Source organism: Streptomyces sp. NPDC006207 (assembly GCF_040613835.1).
GTDB lineage: Bacteria > Actinomycetota > Actinomycetes > Streptomycetales > Streptomycetaceae > Actinacidiphila.
In genome coordinates this window covers 1-16566 of sequence record NZ_JBEXSX010000092.1, presented here as the reverse complement: position 1 = coordinate 16566, position 16566 = coordinate 1, and the positions used below count along the sequence as shown (strand labels likewise).

Below are 16566 nucleotides of genomic sequence, written 5' to 3'. Positions count from 1 at the left end.
GAAATTACCAGTAGTCGATGAATAGAGCACACGACAGGCGAGCAGGCCCTTTCTAGGCTTGCCGTATGTCAACCAGCAAGCAGCTACTGAACTCGGCCCAGGTGGCGAGCTTCGTCGCACACGGCTCGCTCCGCCTGGACGCCGTCGTACCGCCGGAGATGAACGAGCAGGCCATCGGCGTCTTCGACGCCGGGATCCCCGAGGTGCCGTTCGGCACCCCCGTGGACGAGGCCTTCCCCGAGGGGTCCTTCGCCCGCCGGCTGATCGAGCTCCCGGCCGTCGCCGGCGCCCTGGAGAGCCTCGTCGGCCCGGGCCCCACCGTCGACCACCACTTCGTCCACGTCCGCGAACCGCACGGCGGCGAGGCCCAGCCCCTGCACGCCGACGCCGTCATCGACATCCGGCCCGACGCGTTCGACGTCCAGCTCATGTACTACCCGCAGGACGTCACTACCGAGATGGGCGGCACCCTCAGCGTCCCAGGCAGCCATCTGCGCCGCACCAACGAGTCCGACACCGGCCGCTACCAGAACCTCCGCGGCCAGACCCGCCTCGCCTGCCCGGCCGGCACGGTCGTCCTGCTGCACCATGGCATCTGGCACGGCGGCCGGCGCAACGACAGCGACATCCTGCGTTACATGTTCAAGATCCGCTTCAACCCGACCGTCCCCCAGGTCCGCCTCTGGGACACCTCCGACCTGGACGACCCCACCGTCGCCAGGGAACTCAGCCGCACCTTCCCCTGGTACGAGCCCGCCACCGGCCGCCTGGAAATCTACAACCGGGTGAAACTCTGGCGCGCCCTGACCGGCGACGACACCTTCGACATCGACTACTGGGCAACCCGCGTCACCAACCGCCCCACCCTCCGGAGCCACGCATGAAGCAGCAGGTCCTGGTCCTCTATCTGGCCAACTCGGCGCTCGACTCCGAGGTGGTGGGCTGGTCGCAGTACGACGGCACGGGCCACACCAGCCCGACCACCGGCGACAGCGACGAACCGCCGTACGAGACGGGCGTCGCGGCGCTCCAGGACGGCTGGCGACTGTTCCAGGCCGCGCAGCTGATCCCGCCGTACCCGGGCGCGGAGTACGACACGTCGTTCCTGAAGCACGAGTTCTTCTTCGAGAAGCTCCAGGGCTGAACGCGTAGGGGGCGCCCTCCGCGGAGGGCGCCCCCTACGCGTGTGGCGGCCCTGCGCTACGGACCACGCTGTACGGCCGGCATCGGGCTGCGGGCGCGGGGGCTTCGATCAGGGTAAGCCTGTTCCTGGCTTGCCCTTGCCGAAGGCGGGGCTGGGCTTGGGCAGGGCCGTCTTCAGCAGCAGTAGCGCAGTCTCGGGGAGGTGCAGCTGGAGCCGGGCGCCAACGTAGCCGCCGAGCCGAACTGAAGGGCCGTTGGCACCGCGGTGCGCCGTCAGTGTGTGCCGGGTGTGTGACGGGAGGGGTACGGCTGTGCCACGTGATCGTCAACCGGGTGTTGTGTCATGCCGGTCACCGCTTAGCATCACGTCGGACGCATGGTGAATGGTGATTCCAGGGGGCTTGCGGTCGTGAGCAGGGAAGCGGTGCGCCTCGGCTGCGCTGTCGCGGTGAGCGGCTTGGCGCTTGCCGGCTGTACCTCCGGTGGGCGCGGGCCGTCAGAACCGACGTCTGCGAAGAGGGCCGCTGCCACGACGACTGCCGGCCCGTCGGCGACCACTGTCGTGGACACCGACCCTGCCGCACTGCCGAAGACAACCGCTCAGGCTACCTCGCTGATCCGGGGCGTCATCCCGGACGCCGCTGCCTTCGGCCCCGGCGCCGTCCGCCGGGCCCCCTACGAGAGCGACCCGCGGCGCTGGCCGGTTCTCGGCGACGACTGTGTCTGGCAGCAGCAGGCGCTCCCGAAGGACGTCCTGGCCACTTTGACCCGGTCCTATGAGATACCGGCGAGTGGCGCCAAGGGTCCGCTCCGGCTGAGTGCCGTCGTCACGGTGCATCGCAATCCGGCGCAGGCCGACTGGGAGAGTGCCGAGGTGCTAGAGGAGATGATGCGCTGTCCCACGCAGCGGCTGCGCTCGGACGAGGTGATCACGTCCCTGAACGACGTCCCGAATTCCTTCGGTGATTCGGGCAACGCGTATGCCGATGACACTCTCACCGAGCTCGGCGCCTACACGGGCGCTGACGTCGGCGGTCCCCACCCGTACATCTGGGAGCAGGCGCGCATCGGCCAGTTCACGCTCGCGGTCTCCGCCAAGGGTGCCAAGGGCTGGTCCCGGGCTGACCTGTTCGACCGGTTGCGGGATCCGCAGGTCGGCATGCGGGCCCGGCTCAGAGCCGCGATCGAACGCGACACACCGGAGCCCAGCAGTTCGAAGGGCGATCGTTGATGATCGAGAAGCTCACCCTCACCGATCCGGCGCGCATCGGCGGTCACCGTCTGCTCGCCCGGCTCGGTGCCGGCGGGATGGGCGTGGTGTATCTCGGGCGTGCCGAGTCGGGGGAGTTGGCCGCCGTCAAGGTGATCCTGCCCGAGTACGCCGACCAGGCCGAGTTCCGCGCGCGCTTCCGCCGTGAGGTCGCCGCGGCCCGGCGTGTGGACAGCCCCTGGGCCGTGCCGGTCACTGGCGCCGACCCGGACGCGGCCGCGCCCTGGCTCGCCACCGCGTTCGTGTCTGGCCCCTCGCTCGCCGAGGCTGTCGCCACCTGCGGTCCGCTGCCGTGGCGCGGTGTGCGCGTGCTGGGCCGGATGCTGGCCCGTGCCCTGACCGCCGTACACGACGCGGGACTCGTCCACCGCGATGTCAAGCCCGGTAATGTGCTGCTCGCTGTCGACGGCCCGCGCCTCATCGACTTCGGCATCGCCCGTGCCACTGAGGAGACGGCACTTACCTCGGCCGACATGATCGTCGGCACACCCGGCTTCCTCGCCCCGGAGCAGGCCCGGGCACAGCCTGCCTCGCCTGCCAGTGATGTCTTCTCCCTCGGCTGTCTCCTGTCCTACGCGGCCACCGGGCGCCTGCCCTTCGGCACCGGTGCCGTGGACGCCCTCCTGTACCGCACCGTGCATGACGAGCCCGACCTCGACGGTGTCCCCGACGACATCCGCGCCTTGCTGGTGCGCTGCCTCGCCAAGGATCCGGCCGCCCGGCCCACCGCCCTGCAGGTGGACGAGGCGCTGGTGGAGGACACGCCCCACGACACCGTCGACTGGCTGCCCGACACCGTCGTACGACGCATCGCGGACCGCTCCGCCGCGATGCTCGCCCTGCCGGATATCGAGGCGACGGCCCTCGATGGGAGGGCGGACGAACAGCCGACGGAAGTTCTCCCGCCACCTTCCACCAGCCGCCGCCGTTTCCTCCTGCTGAGCGGCGGCGCGGCCCTGCTCGCGGCCGGTGGCGGTGCTGCCCTGTGGGCCGCGCAGCGCGACGACGCTACCGCCTCGTCCGTCGCCCGCCGCTGGGTCCTCGGTGTCCAGGCCGACCTGACGGGCCCGCAGAAAGCCATCGGCCAGGCTTAGGAACGCGGCGTCCGGCTGGCTGTCGAGCAGTTCAACTCCCGCAAGGACAAGCCCTTCATGCTCGTCCTCAAGACGGTCACGACCGGGGCGACGCGACTCGTGCCGCCAAGGTGGCCCGCACCTTCGCCGCCGACCGCGACCTGCTCGCCGTCATCGGCTCGACCGGCGACACGACCACCGGGGCGAGCCTCGACAGCTACGACGCACAGCTCGTCCCCCAGATCACGGCGTCGTCCGCGCAGTCCGAGTACGGCACCGCGGAGCCCGGTCGCTTCCTCCAGGCCGTCCCCGGCTACACCAGCCTGCCCGGCACGGCGGCCTACTCCCTGCACACCCAGGGCGCCCGGCGCGTGAGTGTGCTGATCGACCGCGACGGCGGCATCCCGGCCTGGCAGCTCGGCCGGACGATGTTCCAGTACCTCGGCGTCCTCAAGATCGCCGGCCAGCCGCGGGTCGCACCGCGGCTGGCCGAGACCCTCGCCCCGGTGGTCGCGGAGATGGTCGCACACCAGATGGACGGCTTCGTCTACATGGGCACTCCGGCCCGCGGCGCGGCCGTCGCACGCGCCCTCGCGCGGACGGACTTTGACGGCCTGCGCGTGCTCGGCTACCCGGCAGCCGGACCGGAGTTCCTGACCGCCGGGGGTAGAGCCGCCGACGGCTGGCAGATCTTCGCCCCATATATCGAACCGTCGGCCGCCTCCGTCCGTGCCTTCGCCACCGCCTACCGAAAGCGCTACGGCTCCGCGCCCCCCTATTGGGCGGCCGAGGCGTACGACGTGGCCCGTATGGTCATCACCCGCCTCACCGAGGCAGGCGGCCGGCCCTCCGGGAACCGGCTGTACGACCTGCTGCAGAAGGGCGCGTACAAGGGACTCGTCCGGACGTATGCGTTCGACAAGGACTACCGGTGGTGGCTCAAGAGCTCTGACGTCTTCCGCTACGAGGTGAAGGATGGCCGGTACTCCTATGCGGGCAAGGTCGGCATCTGATGCAGCCCCTGACTGCTGACGACCCCGAGGACATCGGCGGGCACCGGCTACTGGCCCGGCTTGGCGCGGGGGGCATGGGCGTCGTCTACCTCGCCCGCGCGACAGGCGGGGCGCTCGTCGCCCTCAAGACGATCCGCGCCGAACACGCGGCGGACTCGGCCTTCCGCATCCGATTCCGGCGCGAGGTGACGGCGGTCCGCGGCCTGACCGGGCCCTGGCTGGTGCCGATCGTAGCCGCCGACACCCAGGCCAGGGAGCCGTGGCTGGCCACGCAGTTCATCCCCGGACCCTCACTGGTGGAGGCGGTCGATGGCTTCGGCGCGCTGCCCGTCGCTGCCGTACGGACTCTGGGATGCCGGCTGGCCGATGCGCTCACCGCCGTCCACGCGGCGGGAGTTGTGCACCGCGATGTGAAACCGGGCAACGTCCTGCTCGCCCTGGACGGTCCACGCCTCATTGACTTCGGCATCGCCCACGCTGCGGGCGCCACCGCCCTCACCGCACCCGGCGCCGTCATGGGCACGCCCGGCTTCCTCGCGCCGGAACAGGCACAGGCCCGCGCCGGGGAGGTCGGCCCGCTCAGCGATGTCTTCTCGCTGGGCTGCGTCCTGGCGTACACGGCCTCGGGCCGGCGCCCGTTCGGCACTGGATATGCGGCGGGCGTCCTGTTCCGTACGGTGCATGAGGAGCCGGATCTGGCGGACGTCCCCGGCGAGCTCCAGGCTCTGATCGGGGCCTGCCTGGCCAAGGACCCGGCCAGCCGTCCGGCGGCCGCCGAGGTCGCGGCGGCGCTCGGTGACCCGCGGGCCTTACTCGCGCGGGAAGTGCCCGAGGCACCAAGGGCGCACTGGCTGCCGCCCGCGGTCCTGCGGGTGGTCGCCGAACGCTCCGCACGAGCGCTGGACGTGCCCACCCCCCAGCGCCCCCCACGGCATCCGATGGGCGACGACCCGGCCGCCGACCCGGCGCCGTCGCCCGCGAAGGACGCCCGCTCTCCGACCCGACGGCGCGTGCTGCTGATGGGGAGCGCGGCGGCCTCCGTGGTCGCTGCCGGCGGCGGGGCCGCCGCCTATCTGGCTGCTGGCAAAAGGGACACAGAGGGCTCGGGCGGCGCCCTTCCCGTATACACCCTCGGTTTCCAGGCCGACCTCAGCGGCGCAAACAAGGCGGACGGCGTGGCGCAGGAACGGGGGGCGAGGCTTGCCGTGGAGCAGCACAACGCGCGTGCTGGCATCACGTTCCGCCTCGCCCTCCACACCGTCGACGACCGGGGCGAGGAGACCGGCGCGAAGCAGGCGGCCCGGCGCTTCACGGAGGCCAAGGTGAGTGCGGTCCTCGGACCCAACACGGTCACCGCGGCGCTCGCCGCCGGCCCGCTCTACCAGAACGCCGGCACGGCCATGGTCCTGATCTCCCTCGACGACGACAGACTCACACCGTCCAAACTCAGCACCCTGCGTGTCACCCGAGCACCCGAGTCCTACCTGGCGCTGCCGCTGGTCTCGTATCTGACCGCCGCACGACCGGTCGACCGCACGGTCGTCATCGACGACCAGGCGGCGGGCCGGACGGGATCGGACCTCACCAACGTCATCTCGCAGACGCCGCCCCATGAAGGCACGACAACCATCCACCCCGTGGCGGCCGACAGCGACAACTTCGCTCCTGCCGTTCACGCCGCCCTCGCCGCCAAAGCACAGGCCGTCGTCTTCAGCGGCACATCGACAGAGCGCGCCGCACGCTGCGCCCGCGCACTCGCCGACGCGGGCTTCACCGGACCGCGCCTTGGCACCTGGCACATCATGCGCCCGGCCTTCCTCCAGCAAGCCGGTACCGCAGGCCAGGACTGGTTGTTCGGCACCCCGTTCACCGACCCCGGCAGCGTGGCCCACACCTTCCAGACCGCCTACCGCGCCAGATACGGCACGGCACCCGGGCGCTGGTCCCCGGAGGCGTACGACGCCGTGGGACTGGTCGCCCGCACCCTGGAGAGACTGAGCGGAGCCGCCGACATCGAACCGGGAGCCGTGGCCCAACACCTGTTCGACGTCAACCACCAGGGACTCGCCAAGACCCTCCGCTTCACCTCCGACGCCACCCACAGCCTCGATCCGAACCGGGGCGCGTTGTACTTCCTGTTCCAGGCGAAGGGGAACGCCTTCCACTTCCTGGGACGCTACGACCAGGTCAAGTAAGCCCGAACAGACCTGAACAAGGCCGTTGGGGGCGCCGCTGCCCCGCCATTGACCATGACGATCCTCGGAGTTGGGCAGGGCAGCGTGCGGTCAGCGGGATGCGGGGTCGCAAGGAGCTCTTCGGGATCGGGCCTGACGGTAGAGCAACAGCTGGTCGGGGGCGCATGATGGAGGCGCCCGTCCCGTCACAAGCGAGGTGCATCGTCCCGATGAAACGCAGGACCGGAATCTTCCTGGCGGGCCTGGCCTGCGTGGGCGGCGCCGTCGCCGGCGCGGGCCTGCTGCACAACCGCCGGCCTGATCGCCGGGAACGCCTCCACGTCACGATCTTCAGCGAACCCGGCTACATGGGCCGCAACCAGACGCTGACCTGGACCGGCGGCGAGCGTGAAGTGGTCCCGCTCACCCGGGTACAGCTGCCGAGCATCGGCTCGATCAGGCTGGAGCGGCTGGTGTACCGCTTCCAGCCCGAGGTCCGGCTCCCGAACATGTACATCCTGTGGCACGCCCTCACCGAGCGCCCGGACCGCACGGACCCCGAGGACGGCGTGGCCAGCTTCATCGCCATGCACCAGCTCGCCGGCATGTTCTCGGTGGGTCTGTGGGTGCCGGTCCGGGAGTCCGAGGCGCGATCGGGGGTGCGGCTCTGGGCCGGGCGTCCCGGCCATCTGCTGCCCGCGCACGACGAGGGGGACCCTTCCGGGAAGGCGGCCTCCGGCAAGGTGGCGGCTTCCAGTGAGGCGGCCGTTCCCGGCACCCGGCCCTGGCACGACGTCCTGGCCAATACGCCAGACCTCGGCTCCTGGAGCACCCGCACCCGCTACCTCGAACTCGGCTACCACGACGCGCGCGGCCCTGGCAGCTGACCGGCCGCCTGCCTGACTGCCCCCGGCCGCCCCGTCAGTGGGCGGTCAGCTTGTTCCGTGGCGGTGGGTGGGGTTGTCGGTTTCGTTGGTGGGGCGGTCGATGAGGATGGCTGCTACGTCGTCGGCCAGGTGGCCTTCGGTGTGGTGGAGCAGCCGCTGGTGTAGTTGGTCGAGGAACGCCTTAGGCGTGCACGTGTGGAGCGCTTGCACGGCTTCGGGCAGGGCAAGAAGTCGTTGTTACGGTTGCGGGCTTCGATGACGCCGTCGGTGTAGAGCAGCAGGCGGTCGCCGGGGAGGAATGGGTGGCTTTCGGGTTTGGGCGGGGGGCCGGTGTAGAGGTCTTCCAGGCCGAAGGGCGGCAGCGGGCAGGACGGCGTCAGGGCTTGCACTGTGCCCTGGTGGAGCAGCAGCGGCGGCGGGTGGCCACGGTTGATCAGCTCCACCACATGTTCGCCCGGGGTGCCCGGGATCTGGGCCAGTAGGGCGGTGGTGAATCCCTCCAGGGCGACTTCTGGCTCGAACGCCCCCGGCACGTCCGCCTCCCGCAGCAGCGCGGCCCCACAGTGGTCCATGACGTCCACCAGGTCGTTCTCGTAGTGCACGGCTTTCCGGAAGGCGCCCAGCGCCACCGCGACCGCCCGCATGGCATTCAGGCCCTTGCCGCGGACGTCTCCCACGATCAGCCGGACGCCGTACCGGGTCAGCACCGCCTCGTACAGATCACCGCCGACCTGCGCGCCCGTCCCCGCCGCGAGGCTCAAGCTGGCCGCCCGTACCGGACCCAGCCGCGCCGGAACAGGCCGCAGGATGACGTCCTGTGCCGCCACGGCGATACGGCGAACCTGATCGAGCTCGCTGCGCCGGTGCGCGCGCACCGTCTTGCTCAGGATCACGCTGGCGACCGACACCACCAGCAGGCCCACGAGGTTGCCGAAAATCTGGTGGGTTTCCCATTCGTGGTTGTAGGTGGCCGTGGTCACGTTGACGGCCAGAGCGGCGGCCGCCGCTGACAGGGTGCCTTTGGGGCCCATCGTCAGGGCCGCCAGTGTCGGCGTCGCGGTGAGGATAGGGCCGGTCATCATGAAATGCGCGGGTAACAGTTCGATTCCCAGCACGGCCAGCGCTATCACGAAGGGCACAGCCTGCGCGAGTGTCAGGAGGACCTTGCTATGGCCGCCCGCTCCCGGCCCGGGAGACTAGCAGGACGGTGACCGCATGCATTCAGCCTGCCCCAGTGCAGCGCCTGCCGCACCGTGGAGTGTCTGGCGGGGTTGATCTGCGGTTTTAGTGCGCGCGGTGCCGGGGCTGCGGCCGTCTAGAGAGGGCCCCCGCCGGTGACGGGGATGGGCGGCGGGGGCCCTGGTGGTGGAGGGCTGGAGGTGGGGGGCCAAGCCCTCTGGATGCACCAGTCACAGCGTGCTCACCATCTGATGCCTCTGCCACCCGGCAGCCCTCGACCGGGTGACGGGGGCGGGCCCGCCTGGTCAGGCGGAGTCCGGAGGAGCGCGGAGGTGCATGGCCGCACCCCGGTTTGCCCCCGAGCCGGGGTTGTTCCGACCGTGGGCTGGACGGTGCGCTGGAGAGTTGCGCGGACCGGGGGGCCGAGCGTTGCACCGAGGGCAGGAGCGCCGGTTTCCGGTGTGAGGGTGTTGCCGCTGGTCACCGCTGGTGGGCAAGCCGGTGTGGGACGGCGACACCTCCTCCCGGGCGCGACAGCCGCAGGGGAGGAGGAACGGTTCGGTGAGCGGGGCTCGGGACCGGCTGGGCGGGACCGGTGGCCGTGGCCGGACCCAGCCGACGCCGTCAACGTGGCATCCGGCACCGCCGGCCAGACAGACAACCTCTGGCCTGCGGGCAGACGCTCCCCCGGGCGGGGTGACCGGAGAGCGGTGACACTCGCGTATCGGGGGGTTTGTTCAGGGTGAACGAGTCCTCATTGTTCGGGGTATGTGAAGGTTTGTCCGATGCCGCCGGAACTCACCGCCCTCGAGGAACAGGCGCCGCCGGCACTCACCGACCCAGGCGCGATCCCGCGCCCGCCGCTGCGCTACGGCCACGCCGTACGGGCCCGGGCCGGCGCTGGCCGACTGATGGCAACGCTTCTTCGTACCTGTTTCTGAACCTCTGACCCACCGCAGTGCGGTCGACTACCTTCTGTGTACGGGATCTGAACGCCCGCACGGAGAAGGCCGTCACCACCATGGCGCGCCTTGCGGTCGGCACTGGGAGGCCGGCTCCCAGCCTCCTATCCGGCACCGACCGCGGGCGGCAAGACGCGGCGTGACGTCATCGCTCAGATGGCACAGGACATGCTGGGCGGGACGGGTGTAGGGCGGCGCGTAAAGGAGGACGGTATGGAGCCACCAGCGCTCCGTCGCGCGATTGAGGCAGGGCAGGCCATGGCCTCGGAGCTGGGGCTCCAGGTCGACGATGTGGTTGTCATCCACAACTCGGACCGCGTCGCGCTCCGTCTGGTCCCTTCCGAGACCCATGCCCGGGTCGCGCCCGTCGGGGACCTGGCCGGTTCCGAGTTCGAGGTGGAGGTCGCCCGCCGTCTTGCCGAGGTCGACGACGCTCCGGTGGCCGAGCTTGACCCCCGGGTCGAGCCCCGGGTGCACGTGCGCGACGGCTTCGCCGTCTCGCTCTGGACTTACTACGAACCGCTGGGATCGACGATCGAGCCGGCCGATTACGCGGACGCGCTTCAGCGGTACCACGCCGCGCTGCGCCAGGTCGGGGACCTGGACGCCCCGCACTTCACCGACCGGGTCGCCGTGGCGCTGAAAGAGGTGAACGACCGGGAGCAATCGCCCGAGCTGGCCGACGCCGACCGGGAGCTCCTCCGCGAGACGCTCAGCGAGCTGAGCGCCGAGATCAGCGCCGACAAGGCCGGCGACCAGCTGCTGCACGGCGAGCCGCACGAGGGCAACCTCCTCAACACGAAGCGGGGGCCGCTCTTCATCGACCTCGTCACCTGCTGCCGCGGACCGGTCGAGTTTGACCTTGCCCATGCGCCGGAGGACGTCGGAGAGCACTACGCGGGCGCCGACGAGAGCCTGATCTACCGGTGCCGCGCGGTGGACTGGGCGATGTTCTCGGCCTGGCGCTGGCGTCGGAACGACCAGATGCCCGATCGCGACCACTGGCGGGCGGAGGGGCTCAACCTGGTCCGTGCTGCCCTTGCCCGCTGCGAACCGGGCTGATACCTGTTTCTCAGCTCCGAGTCTGAGCAAGCTGCGGGCCGGGGCGGGGTGAGGGTGGCGACGGTGAGAAGCGTTGCCCCTGATCACAATGAACGACCGCAAATGACCGGTTGCTGAACGAAGTTGGGATCAGGATGCGATTGCGATGCGGTCACTGTGACCGTTCCCCGAACGTTTCCTTCCGGCGCCGCCAGGCCCTCACTTTGCACCGGCCCGGGCAGAACAGGGCCGTCGACCTCCGGTCGACGCCGGCCACCCACCGGGTCCCGCACTCGGGACACTCGGCGTCGCCGACCCCGCCCCGCACGGCGGCCAGGCGCTTGCGCAGCCGCCGGTCCGTACGCCACTGCCTGGCACGACACGCCGACCTCGGACACCACGCCAGCGTACTTCTAGACAGGCCCTAGTTCGGGCTGGGCAAGCCCGTTCCCGGGGGCTGCCCACGCTGCAGGCCGGCGGGCGCGCCCGCGGCGGCGGGTCGCCGCGACCAGCTCCTGGTGCTCCTGGCGGGTTGCCTGGACAGTGGGCTGGAGGGTGGGCTGGAGCGTGCAGGGGTGCACCGAGGGTGGCACGGAAGGTAGGCAGGCCCGTCCTCGGCGCGGTGGTGTTGCTGCTGGTCATGGCCGGTGGGCAAGCCGGTGCGGGACGGCGACACCTCCTCCCCAGCGCGATAGCCGCAGGGGAGGGAGAGGTATCCGGTGTCGACCGCGCGGCGGGAACGGCCTCCGGTCAGGTGGTCACGCCGCTCCACGATCGCGCCACCGGGAGGCGTTGTTCGCCTTCACCGTGGGCCAGGAGACGCCAGCCGTGCGGGCCGACGTCCGGAGTCCGTAACGGCGGCACAGTTGGCCATGACCTCGAACACCGCCCCCGCCAGTTCCTGCCGGGCCAGGCCGCTGATCTGTGAGAGAGCGAGCGTGGGCACGGGAACGGTGATCTGCCCGTGAGCCCATTCGTTCAAGGCCGCGTGCGCGGTGATCGGCCCGGCGCGCACGATGCGGGCCAGCGTGAAGCGGTACTCCGCCACGACGCGGTCACCCCCTCTTTGATCACTCCCCCCGGGGTGTCACCCTCCGTCGTCTGCTGGCCTTCAGTCAATGCCCGGCGGGCAGACCTCCGCCAGGGCACACGAGCACCGCGCCCGGTGGCGTCGGCAATGGCCGCGCGTTCGTCAGCCGAGGGATTGGAGCAGATCGTTGCACGCGGTCTCGCAGGAGCGACAGGCCTCGGAGCATAGGCGGCAGTGCTCCATGTGCGTGTGGCGGCCGCATTCATCTCCGCACGCCTTACAGGCGGTGGCACACGCCTGCAGGATGGCGCGGGTGATGTTGGCGTCGTAGCCGGTGTGGCGGGAAAGGACCGACGCGGTGGCATTGCAGATGTCGGCGCAGTCCATGTTGGTGCGGATGCACTTGGCCAGTTCGGCCGGCATGCCCTCCGACAGGCAGGCATCGGCGCACGCGGTACACGCCTGGGCACAGGCGATACATTCCTCGATGCACTTGGTGAGCTTCTCTCGGTCGACGCGACCGAGGTCGGCCGGGTAGGTGGCGAGCATCTCCTTCACCGACGTCACGGGGACCGCCTCGTTTCGTGCCGGAGGCCGGCGGCCAGATGGCCACACCTCCTTGATCTCCGGCTTCTACCTCATTCTCAGCTGGCTCACAGGTCATCGCACCGCGGGTCGGCGGGTGGACGCGGTACGCCGCTTCGGCGCCGGCCCTCATCGACGGTCTGTTGGCCCGGGCCCGCGCTGCCGCGGCAGTCATCCGCGCCCGCCTGCGCGACGTCGTCGTGGACGTCGCGCAGGCGGGCGCGTACGTGACCGTAGTCGTGGCGGTGATGAAGCGGGGCCAGTTCCGTTGCCGGCACCTGCTTGCTGAAGCCCGCCGTCACCTCGCCCACACCCTCCAAGGCACGCCGCGCGCTCCCGGCCTGGACCACCGCATCACGGACACGGCGCTCACTGCCCACTGCCCCGGGAACTCACCAACCCCGAAGCGTCCGCTGGCCAGACTGTGAGCGCAACTCGCCGCCTCTACCGCACCCGCGTCCCGCTGCCGCCCGAACTCACCGCCCTCGAGGAAACAACGCCAGCACTCACCGATCCGGACGGGATCCCGCGCCCGCCGCTGCGCTGCGGACACGCCGTCGCGGCCGGACTGTGGCTGCAGGGCGAGCTGCCTCTGCCGGTCAGCCCGCCCGCCGGAAGGCGTTGTAGGAAAGTAGTCGGCGTTGAACGTCGGCAATCGAGCTTTCCGCGCAGGTCACAGGGCTGAGCGACGGGGTGCGACCTGCGAAGGCCGATCCGAGTCGCTGCGGGCGGGAGAGCGTTGACACTGGGGCGGTCCCGCTGCGGGGTGGGATCCGAAGCGGAGCCGCACCTCCATGATGGACACAGGCGAGACGTTTCCGGGAATTCTGCTCACACCTCGGGGTGACGAGGCAGCCGCAGTCGCGGCGCGTCCGCGGGCAGGCGCGGGGCCGGGGCGCGGTGCCGGGCGGCGAGGACGAAGCCCCAGTCCTCGTCCTGGCGGCCGGTGCCGATCCCGTAGTCGGCGGTGCGCAGCCCGGACGCCCGGCGCCGGGCGCTCCCGTGTGCACCGCGAGCCGACTGCCCGGGGCGAGCACGCCCCCGGGCAGTCGGCTGGGGTCATGCACCGGAACCCTTGGCTTAGTTGGGCTGTCCCCTGCGATCTCATTGGCTGTTGGCACCGGCAGTTGCGGGCAGGTGTCGGGTGGCCGCGGATGCGAGGTGGTGGCGGGTTACGCGGGCTACCTCGTGCCAGAAGGGTTTAGCGGCCTCCTCAACAGCCGCGCAGTCGAAGATGGGAAACGGCCTATGAGCGCTCCGTGCCCGCGCGGCTTCTGGCGCTGGTCAGGCGATGGGAACTGCGGGCTCATCGGTGGGGTTCGGGGCCTTGTGCAGCCCCCGCTCCCACTTCTCCTCGATGTGGCCGAACTTCCACACCGCCAGAGCGACGACCCAGGTGACGACGAACAGGCCGACGATCCAAAAGCCGACGGTGTTGCGATGCCTCCGATGATCAGGGCGACGGCGATCGAGAGCCCGGTGATGGTGAGGTTGTAGTAGACCTTCCGGACCGGCTTGGAGAAGGCCCAGCCATATGCGAAGTTCATGAACGACCCGTCGATAGTGTCCAGTAGGGACATCCCGGCGGCGAACAGAACGGGAAGGCACAAGATCGCGTACCAGGGCAGGCCCGAGGCTACCGACCAGGCAGCGAGCACCAGCAAGCTGATCTCGGTGACGGTGTCGAAGCCCAGACCGAACAGGATGCCCAGCGGATACATCTGCCACGGCTTGCGGATAGCGCGAGTGGCGCGGCCCAGAAGGCGGTTCATGAAACCGCGGTTGTTGAGCTGTTCCTCATGGGCGGCCTCGTCGTACTGGCCGCGCCGCATCCTGGCAAAGACCTTGGCGAGGCCGATCAGGATCACGAGATTGATGGCGGCGATCAGCACCAGGAAGGCGCCGGAGACAAGGGTGCCGATAAGGCCTCCGACCTGGTGAAGCCGCGAGTCGTCGTCGGCGAGGCCCGTCCCCACGGCCTTGACGCCAAGGGCAAGAAGGAAGGTGAGACCGAAGACCACCGAGGAGTGGCCCAGGGAGAACCAGAAGCCGACCGACAGCGGTCGCTTGCCGTCCTCCATCAGCTCGCGGGTGGTGTTGTCGATCGCTGCGATGTGGTCAGCGTCAAAGGCGTGCAACGACCACTCCGGAGCCGCGCACAACACCTCCAGCAACACCGCGACGGCATCGTCCTCCGCCTCGGTCGGCCAGTACAACCAGGCCGACGTGTCCTTCGCGCAGCAGATGATCCCCCACCACCGCCAGGCCGTCGTCATGGCTGGTATGGCCGCGTCACACGGCGCCTCCAGCGAGGTCAAGGCCCTGGCCGAGCAGATCGAGAAGGCACAGGACCCGGAGATCGAGACGATGTCCGGATGGCTGAAGGCCTGGGGTGCAAAGGTTCCCGACGCCATGGAGGGCATGCCGGCCATGGGAGGCATGGACCATGGCGACCATGCCTCCATGCCCGGGATGATGGGCCAGGAGGACATGGACAAGCTGGATGGCGCCATCGATGAGGACTTCGACCGCATGTTCCTGACCATGATGATCGAGCACCATGAGGGTGCCGTCGACATGGCGAAGACGGAGCAGCAGAAGGGCGCATCCCCGGACGCCATGTCCATGGCGGGTGACATCGTCAGGGCTCAGACCGTGGAGATCGCGCAGATGCGGCAGATGCTCGGCGCCAGCTGATCACACGACCAAGTGCGGGGGCGGGCCCTCGCCGTAGAACGCCGCGAGTCGGCCCGCACGACGTCAAGCTCGACGTCCTGTTCCGCGGCATCCGTCACTCCGGCATCAACTTCGCCGGCGGCGAATTCGGCCTGCCGCTCACCAGCGCGCTTGTGCCCGGCCAAGCGGTCTTCGGCCGCACTTCCGGGACCGGCTCCCAGGTCGCCCGCCACCGTGTCGGTGACTGCGCGCCACGTCTCAGTCGTCCTGAGACCTCTCGTACCGCGATCTCCGACTTCATCCCGGCCCGCGCACCTCTGCCCTGAGGGCGACTGAACTCGCGGCGAAATACCGGGAAGCGGCTGGGTTCTTGTGCCGCTCCCGGGCCTTGTCGCTCACCGTTCGGGAAAGCGGACCGCCGGAGCGGAGAAAAGTGCGGAATGTCGTTGCCGGTGCCTTGGTGTACTCAGGGAGATGCGCGCTGGGCAGTTCGCGAGCCTCCTCGTCTCCTGGCGTGTGCCGCCGTTCCCGGAGCATCGGGGAGTGGTCGCCACGCGAAGAAGTTTCGGCGGTCCGGGCACGGAGACGCCACAGGGATTTCACAGGTCAACGTCGGGACGACCCCCGGCGGCGGGGCGCCCGGCGGGTGCAGGGTGCGAGGACCCGGGTCGAGGCCATTGACGTCCCATCCAGGGATGCTCCACACTTCCCCACGTGGACGCGGGTAGAACTGTCCCCGTGTCCCGAAGGCGCACACCATGGTCCGAAGGTGCACACCCTACGGGGGCGGCATGCGAACGGTTGGCGAAACGCGTCTCCTCGACATAAGACCCCGGCTGCGGAACGACGTTGTCTTCCTCCGCGTCGACACCGGGATCTACTTACGCAGTTCCGATACTTCATGCGTCCTCAAAGGCGCAGGCGCATATGAATGGATGTCGGCCCTCGGCCCCCGGATGAACGGCGCGTCCAGCGTCGCCGAGTTATGTGAGGGCCTGGACGAAAGTCGGCGCAGAACCGCTGTCGCATTGATGAAGGCCCTTCTCGACAAGGGATTCGCCCGCGACTTCCCGCAACCCGACGACAAGGTCCTGGATTCCGCGGCAGCGGAATTGTTCGCGTCGCAGGTCAATTTCATCGAGCACTTCATGCACGCGGACCGGCGGACACCGCAGGAGCTGTTCGCCCGGTTCCGCTCCTCACGCGTCCTGGTCAGCGGCCCGCCCGGGGACGTCCTTGCGGCGGCCGTCCGCGGCCTGCTGCGCAACGGCCTGGCCGAGGTCTTCGTGGACGACGCCTCCTGGGGGCGCGAGTTCGACGGCGAGATCGCCCGTCTCGCCGATGCCGGCACCCCGGCCAAGGTCGTCGTCCTGCCCCTGCCACCCGTGGACCTGGCCGCGTTCGACGTGGTCGTGGGGGGGGGGGGGGGGGGCCCCCGCCGCCCCCCCCCCCCGCCCCCCCCGCCCCCCCCCCCGGGGGGCGGGCGGCGGCGCGGGCTGTCCCTCGGGTTGGTCGGGCCCCGCGGGGGGGGTG

General features: G+C 70.1%; 11 protein-coding genes and 3 pseudogenes. 9 read left to right on the top strand and 5 right to left on the bottom strand.

The window, feature by feature from the left end:
- Positions 1-65: 65 nt before the first annotated feature.
- The 6 genes and pseudogenes from ABZ312_RS41540 (at position 66) to ABZ312_RS41515 (ending at position 7560) form a co-directional block, all read left to right on the top strand.
- Positions 66-884, top strand: a complete 819-nt coding sequence (locus tag ABZ312_RS41540) for a phytanoyl-CoA dioxygenase family protein (protein WP_500439944.1) — start codon at positions 66-68, stop codon at positions 882-884.
- On the top strand, positions 881-1144 hold the full coding sequence (locus ABZ312_RS41535) for a hypothetical protein (RefSeq protein ID WP_361013646.1): 264 nt from the start codon (positions 881-883) through the stop codon (positions 1142-1144). Before ABZ312_RS41540 ends, ABZ312_RS41535 begins: the two co-directional genes overlap by 4 nt.
- Positions 1145-1705: 561 nt before the next feature.
- Entirely contained in the window at positions 1706-2374 is a 669-nt protein-coding gene (locus tag ABZ312_RS41530; protein ID WP_500328794.1) for a hypothetical protein, read from the top strand.
- Positions 2374-4499 (top strand): annotated as a pseudogene (locus ABZ312_RS41525) (bifunctional serine/threonine-protein kinase/ABC transporter substrate-binding protein). The gene ABZ312_RS41530 and the pseudogene ABZ312_RS41525 overlap by 1 nt, the downstream one beginning before the upstream one ends.
- On the top strand, positions 4499-6694 hold the full coding sequence (locus ABZ312_RS41520) for a protein kinase domain-containing protein (protein WP_500439943.1): 2196 nt from the start codon (positions 4499-4501) through the stop codon (positions 6692-6694). The pseudogene ABZ312_RS41525 and the gene ABZ312_RS41520 overlap by 1 nt, the downstream one beginning before the upstream one ends.
- A gap of 209 nt (positions 6695-6903) precedes the next feature.
- Entirely contained in the window at positions 6904-7560 is a 657-nt protein-coding gene (locus ABZ312_RS41515) for a hypothetical protein (RefSeq protein WP_500327882.1), read from the top strand.
- Between the two features lie 113 nt (positions 7561-7673).
- Here the strand turns inward: ABZ312_RS41515 and ABZ312_RS41510 are convergent, their stop codons facing one another.
- A complete protein-coding gene (locus tag ABZ312_RS41510; protein WP_500439942.1) occupies positions 7674-8699 on the bottom strand; it encodes a PP2C family protein-serine/threonine phosphatase in 1026 nt (341 codons plus the stop codon).
- A 1215-nt stretch (positions 8700-9914) separates the two neighbouring features.
- Here ABZ312_RS41510 and ABZ312_RS41505 point away from each other — a divergent pair.
- Positions 9915-10763 carry a phosphotransferase gene (locus ABZ312_RS41505; protein WP_500439941.1) on the top strand — a complete coding sequence of 283 codons (849 nt, stop codon included), beginning with the start codon at positions 9915-9917 and terminating at the stop codon, positions 10761-10763.
- A 781-nt stretch (positions 10764-11544) separates the two neighbouring features.
- Here the strand turns inward: ABZ312_RS41505 and ABZ312_RS41500 are convergent.
- The 4 genes and pseudogenes from ABZ312_RS41500 to ABZ312_RS41485 form a co-directional block, all read right to left on the bottom strand.
- The gene (locus ABZ312_RS41500; protein WP_500327878.1) at positions 11545-11790 is read right to left on the bottom strand and encodes a hypothetical protein; all 246 of its coding nucleotides are present in this window, start codon (positions 11788-11790) and stop codon (positions 11545-11547) included.
- A 144-nt stretch (positions 11791-11934) separates the two neighbouring features.
- Entirely contained in the window at positions 11935-12321 is a 387-nt protein-coding gene (locus ABZ312_RS41495; protein ID WP_500327894.1) for a four-helix bundle copper-binding protein, read from the bottom strand.
- 104 nt (positions 12322-12425) lie between these two features.
- The gene (locus ABZ312_RS41490; RefSeq protein ID WP_500327877.1) at positions 12426-12668 is read right to left on the bottom strand and encodes a hypothetical protein; all 243 of its coding nucleotides are present in this window, start codon (positions 12666-12668) and stop codon (positions 12426-12428) included.
- Between the two features lie 973 nt (positions 12669-13641).
- Positions 13642-14492, bottom strand: a pseudogene (locus tag ABZ312_RS41485) (HoxN/HupN/NixA family nickel/cobalt transporter); the annotation flags it as partial.
- A gap of 91 nt (positions 14493-14583) precedes the next feature.
- Between ABZ312_RS41485 and ABZ312_RS41480 the strand changes: the two are divergent.
- Both ABZ312_RS41480 and ABZ312_RS41475 read left to right on the top strand, forming a co-directional pair.
- Positions 14584-15054 (top strand): DUF305 domain-containing protein, encoded by a 471-nt coding sequence (locus ABZ312_RS41480; protein WP_500327876.1) that lies wholly within the window; start codon positions 14584-14586, stop codon positions 15052-15054.
- A 1010-nt stretch (positions 15055-16064) separates the two neighbouring features.
- Positions 16065-16566, top strand: a pseudogene (locus tag ABZ312_RS41475) (hypothetical protein); the annotation flags it as partial.

What these genes read in the sequence shown, in the direction of transcription:
- ABZ312_RS41540 (WP_500439944.1), top strand. Translation starts at nt 66, where the DNA reads ATGTCAACCAGCAAGCAGCTACTGAACTCGGCCCAGGTGGCGAGCTTC.
- ABZ312_RS41535 (WP_361013646.1), top strand. Translation starts at nt 881, where the DNA reads ATGAAGCAGCAGGTCCTGGTCCTCTATCTGGCCAACTCGGCGCTCGAC.
- ABZ312_RS41520 (WP_500439943.1), top strand. Translation starts at nt 4,499, where the DNA reads ATGCAGCCCCTGACTGCTGACGACCCCGAGGACATCGGCGGGCACCGG.
- ABZ312_RS41515 (WP_500327882.1), top strand. Translation starts at nt 6,904, where the DNA reads ATGAAACGCAGGACCGGAATCTTCCTGGCGGGCCTGGCCTGCGTGGGC.
- ABZ312_RS41505 (WP_500439941.1), top strand. Translation starts at nt 9,915, where the DNA reads ATGGAGCCACCAGCGCTCCGTCGCGCGATTGAGGCAGGGCAGGCCATG.
- ABZ312_RS41495 (WP_500327894.1), bottom strand. Translation starts at nt 12,321, where the DNA reads ATGCTCGCCACCTACCCGGCCGACCTCGGTCGCGTCGACCGAGAGAAG.